Here is a 5034-nt window from a genome sequence, read left to right as displayed (position 1 = left end):
GACCATAGCATTGTGGACCCACCTGATTCCATGCCGAACTCAGAAGTGAAACACAATAGCGCCGATGGTAGTGTGGGGCTTCCCCATGTGAGAGTAGGACATCGTCAGGCTCAAATTGCTTTAAGCTGAATAGACACTGCGGAGTGGTAGTTCAGTTGGTTAGAATACCGGCCTGTCACGCCGGGGGTCGCGGGTTCGAGTCCCGTCCACTCCGCCACTTATACTAAGCCCAAGCATAACTGCTTGGGCTTTTTCACGTTTGAATCATTGTGTTCCTCTCTTTGAGCCCGTGATCTACGAGTTCTGGTTAGCTCGCAAGAGCGGGTGTAACTCGTGGCTTTAGATAAGTTAGTTAAAGTTACGAAGCTTGTGGCTTAACTAGACGTATAAATAGGCTGCTAGAGGCTCTGGGTCCCTTAGGAGTGATGAGTTACGGATATCTTTGCCCTGAGCTTATTATCTTTATAGAGTATTGGGTTTGTATTGATTTCGTCACCAGTAAATGTGGTTCGCACAACCCGTTTATATACCGGCTCTTTTTTGCCTCTCATTTTGTCGGCAGGTAAATATCTTTAAATATCTTTAGATATATGATGTTTCGACGCTTAGTTAACCTAGTGGCGTTTAGCCTTTGTAATTGGCTCAATTATACGGATGGAGGCCTATGTCTTCACTAGCGCAATAGAGAGCTATTTCCTTGTGTCTTGGTAACTGCTCATGGGTCGATGAGTTACTAATCGGGCATATTCTATGGTTCTAGTAATTACGGCTGTTAGCTCTTTATATAGTTACTGACGAGGCACTAGCTCTGGTAAGGTCTACTTATGAATACGTTCAACAAATCACGCCTTCTTTTTTTTGTGTTCTTAAGGTCTTAGGTTATCCATCATGATTGCTCTAGCCTTTATAAGGTTTGGGGAACCTGAATTATTAGAGTTGTTGTAAAACCCTCCGATTAAGACTTCTGTAAATGAAGCAACGTCAGTCAGTATTCTCTTTACCTCTCTTTTCAATAACCCTCTTTATTTCCTCGCGAGTGACTTCACTATATTGTTTTATTAGAAGTACAGTAGAAGATGATCTTTTTCAGTTTAGGGTTGAGTAACAATGCTAGTAATACCGTTGAAACTAATGCCCTCAAGCGTCAAGTTTTGAAGCTTGCAAAAAGCTCTACAATAATGTCAAAGCGTTAAATCTACTATTTCTTTGAAATACAGCAATTTTTGATATGTTGCTTTCAAGTTCAAATCTTAGCTCGCTGAAGGTGGTTAATATGAAGCACTAGAGTTTAATTTGAATCTAACGGTGATACTACCAACTCAATGGTTAAGAGCAATGGATGCTAGATCTGCAAGATCGTTGAGAAAGCCTCAATAGGTGATGTAATGAAACTAAGTTTTAATTTTGAAGATGCAAGCCAGATCTTTGTCGGATCTTTTGCTCTGGCGGTGCCTATCTCTTTTTCTGAAGAAGCCTGGAGGCTAGGAGAGACGTTACCTACTGAAAATTTATTGCTGCTATTTATGTTATCCGCAGTCTTTCTTGGTTTTTATACTTATGAGAGTGTCTTTCAAAAGGATGTTGTTGCTCGAGTCCCCGTATTCATTTTTAGAATCGTTATCGCTTATGTCATGACGGCCATGGTTGTGGCATTAGTATTGACTTGTTTAGATAAACTCCCTTTATTGTCTGACCCTGTTGTGTCAATCAAGAGGGTGATTGTTATTTCTATGCCAGCCTCTATGGGAGCTATTGTGGTGGATAGTTTTGATAAGGAGTAACTATGGTAGTTCAGGATCTCATGGTGCTTTACAGTCATAACTGAGATCGTTTAGGACGATGTTTGAAGTAGGGAGCTCTAAATCACCACACTATACAGATCTTCGATTTATGGTCGTCGTTATCGCCGGAGTAATTTTCGATGTGATAAAAGGCAAGGATGTTTAAAGAAGGTAGGAAAGAGATGCGTGATCTTCAGGTGCAAAAAAGCCGCATCAATGATGCGGCTTCTTCTTTATTGGCTCCCCCTGCGGGACTCGAACCTGCGACATACGGATTAACAGTCCGCCGTTCTACCAACTGAACTAAGGGGGAATTATTTAAGAAGAGTAAACTTCTCAATAATATAAATGGTGCCGACTACCGGAATCGAACTGGTGACCTACTGATTACAAGTCAGTTGCTCTACCTACTGAGCTAAGTCGGCACACTAAATGTGGCTCCCCCTGCGGGACTCGAACCTGCGACATACGGATTAACAGTCCGCCGTTCTACCAACTGAACTAAGGGGGAATTATTCTTAAAGCTTTAAAGAAATGGTGCCGACTACCGGAATCGAACTGGTGACCTACTGATTACAAGTCAGTTGCTCTACCTACTGAGCTAAGTCGGCACATGATATTTCTTTGTGCTTTACTGTTGTTGTCTAAGACACCAACAAATAAATTGTGGTGCCCGGAGGCGGAATCGAACCACCGACACGAGGATTTTCAATCCTCTGCTCTACCGACTGAGCTATCCGGGCGACGAGGTGTATTAAACGTGTTTTCGCGTTCTGGGTCAACATTAAATTGCAAAAAAAGTATTGTTTGATGTTTTTCTATACTTAGTGGGTTGTTTTTGTTCATTTGCGATGAAAAACCTAGGTCTAGCATGCCCTAAAAGATTGAGAAACTACGTTTAACTAGACGGAATGAGTGCCGAAATAAAAAAAGCACGTATGAAAACGTGCTTTTATATTTAAAAATCTTCCCGAAACTTTAGTGTTTTACTTCAAACCTATTTACCCAAGCTTCTAGTTCATTAGATAGAGAGGCTAAGGTTTGGGTGCTGTTATGACTTTCGGTCACTACATTGCTTAGTTGATTACCACTTTCCTCAATCATGTTGATGCGCTTCGAGATATCATCACTCACTTGAGTTTGCTCAGCTGCTGCTGTCGCGATTTGATGGCTCATTGAAGAGATTGACTCAAGAGCAATAACAATCTGTTGTAGCGCTTCTGAGGCATTTTGAGACTCGGTTACTGTGCTCTGGCTGGTCGCTGCACACACTTCCATGGTTTGGATAGCGTTGCGAGAGCCGTCCTGAAGGTTATTGATCATTAACTGGATCTCTTTAGTGCTTGATTGCGTTCGGCCTGCAAGATTACGCACCTCATCAGCAACCACTGCAAATCCGCGACCTTGCTCGCCTGCACGAGCAGCCTCAATTGCTGCATTTAGTGCCAATAGGTTTGTCTGTTCTGCAATATCGCCAATCACATCCAATACTTTCACAATGTTGTTTACATCGTTATCTAGGTTAGCGACAGCTTCGCTTGCTGTTCCTAGTTGTCCTGCGAGGCCTTGGATATTGTCTACTGTGTTATGAATCAGGCGCTGAGTATGCTGGCTCTGTTTGTCTGCTTCATCAGTGTTGCGCGCTGTGTCTCCCGCAGAATCAGCAACGTTATTAGCTGAAGATGCCATCTCTGTCATCGCAGTTGCGATCATTTCAGTGGATTGCTGTTGTGTCTCAGTGAGTTGAGCAATAGAACCAGCGCGGTCTTCGACTCGTTGCAGCTCGCCTCGTAATGCCAACATCGAAGCATTAAGGTTAGATACCAGTTCAGCCAGCGATTTACTCATTTGTTGTACTGCATGATAGATACTGCCATCGACAGCTTTAGTTTCGAAAGAAGTCTGAATACGTCCTTCTGCTACAGCTTGTACGGCTTCTCTCACGTCTTTAGGCTCGCCACCAAGTAGTGCCAGCATTCGTTTAATAGACACGATTAAGCTAGAAAGAATAAGACCTGCAATAACAACACATAGGAATAGCTGCCATTGAGCAGTTGACCAGAAACGAGCGTTAACTTCATTGAAGCCTATACCTGTTCCTACAACCCAACCCCAATGCGGTGTTTTCTCTGCAATAGATAGTTTTTCTTCAATCGTGCCATCTGGCTGTTTTTGGGTCCAGGTGTATTCAACGATCTGACCTGTTCGGTTACCAAGTACTCTTTGGATTAATTGACCAACACTATTACCGTCTCCATCTTTAAAGTCATTAAAGCTAGTTCCGTGTAACTGAGGATCTAACGGAGTAGCGACAAACGTCATATTCTCATCGGCAACGTATACATATTCATTGTCTTTATAAATATTGTTACGCAGCAGACGTGTCGCCAACTGTTTTGCTTGTTGTTCTTCTAACGTGCCGTCAATGGCCATCTTTTCAACTTCAGTAAGAATGCTGTATGCACTCTTAAATAGCTCAGTTACGCGAGCTTTGTTGTCCATGTTGCTAGCGACTCTTAAGGTCCATAAACCTGTAGCGGTCAACGCTAGTAGGGCGACTAAAATGATGCCCGATAGTAAGTAAGCTTGCGTTTTTAGTTTCATATTTCCCCGCGCAGCAATTAAATAATAAATATTAGGTATGTTTCATCGAATCTTAATCTAAGTCGTGTAGGGCAGATATTAGAAAGATATCAAAACATGATGAAGATTAAATTTACGAAGAAAAAAAAGTAATAGAACGCTAGTTTGTTACCTTTTGTGTATTTGAGTGTGTCTTGCGAATGGCTGTAAGGGAGCGGCATTAGTCAGAGATTGTCGTTGAGCAGAGGTATACGACGGAAGAGGGTAGTTTTCCAGTTTCAGTATTTAATGCGTGCCTAAATTGAAAGAGCTTTTCAGTATTGGAATTCGACGTGACCGGAGAAGGGGGACGATTTTTCTGAGACATTGCTTTGGCACAAAGCAGGAGCGTTAGATACGAAAAAGCCTCATCGTGTGATGAGGCTTTCTCTAAAATGACTCCCCTGTTGGGACTCAACGTGGGCGGCTAGTACGGTCCGACGTTTCGGCTGAGACATTTATTTGGTACAAATAAGTCGCAGCTTAAAACGAAAAAAGCCAAGTCTTTCGACTTGGCTTCTTGAATGTGGCTCCCCCTGCGGGACTCGAACCTGCGACATACGGATTAACAGTCCGCCGTTCTACCAACTGAACTAAGGGGGAATTACTTGCGTTAACTTATTTAAGTTAA

At 42.6% G+C, this 5034-nt stretch carries 2 protein-coding genes, 7 tRNA genes and 1 rRNA gene; 3 read left to right on the top strand and 7 right to left on the bottom strand.

The window, feature by feature from the left end; translation table 11 throughout:
* The 3 genes from rrf to F0251_RS24100 form a co-directional block, all read left to right on the top strand.
* A 5S ribosomal RNA gene (gene rrf, locus F0251_RS24110) occupies positions 1 to 110 on the top strand; the annotation flags it as partial.
* A 30-nt stretch (positions 111 to 140) separates the two neighbouring features.
* Positions 141 to 217: transfer RNA gene (locus F0251_RS24105), tRNA-Asp, on the top strand.
* Positions 218 to 1385: 1168 nt separating this feature from the next.
* The gene (locus tag F0251_RS24100; protein ID WP_008224619.1) at positions 1386 to 1781 is read left to right on the top strand and encodes a DUF2391 family protein; all 396 of its coding nucleotides are present in this window, start codon (positions 1386 to 1388) and stop codon (positions 1779 to 1781) included.
* A gap of 237 nt (positions 1782 to 2018) precedes the next feature.
* On the opposite strand, the gene F0251_RS24095 is transcribed toward F0251_RS24100, so the two are convergent.
* The 7 genes from F0251_RS24095 to F0251_RS24065 all read right to left on the bottom strand — a co-directional run bounded on the left by F0251_RS24095 (position 2019) and on the right by F0251_RS24065 (position 5006).
* Positions 2019 to 2094, bottom strand: a tRNA-Asn gene (locus F0251_RS24095).
* A 36-nt stretch (positions 2095 to 2130) separates the two neighbouring features.
* Positions 2131 to 2206: transfer RNA gene (locus F0251_RS24090), tRNA-Thr, on the bottom strand.
* A gap of 10 nt (positions 2207 to 2216) precedes the next feature.
* Positions 2217 to 2292: transfer RNA gene (locus tag F0251_RS24085), tRNA-Asn, on the bottom strand.
* A gap of 24 nt (positions 2293 to 2316) precedes the next feature.
* A tRNA-Thr gene (locus F0251_RS24080) sits at positions 2317 to 2392 on the bottom strand.
* Positions 2393 to 2448: 56 nt separating this feature from the next.
* Positions 2449 to 2524: transfer RNA gene (locus F0251_RS24075), tRNA-Phe, on the bottom strand.
* A 235-nt stretch (positions 2525 to 2759) separates the two neighbouring features.
* On the bottom strand, positions 2760 to 4385 hold the full coding sequence (locus tag F0251_RS24070; RefSeq protein ID WP_102426098.1) for a methyl-accepting chemotaxis protein: 1626 nt from the start codon (positions 4383 to 4385) through the stop codon (positions 2760 to 2762).
* Positions 4386 to 4930: 545 nt separating this feature from the next.
* A tRNA-Asn gene (locus F0251_RS24065) sits at positions 4931 to 5006 on the bottom strand.
* Between the last annotated feature and the right edge of the window lie 28 nt (positions 5007 to 5034).

Origin of the sequence: Vibrio sp. 070316B (assembly GCF_013114115.1) — a bacterium.
Taxonomy (GTDB): domain Bacteria; phylum Pseudomonadota; class Gammaproteobacteria; order Enterobacterales; family Vibrionaceae; genus Vibrio; species Vibrio chagasii_B.
Note: the sequence above shows the minus strand (reverse complement) of the source record. Positions and strands in the feature narration are given on the sequence as shown.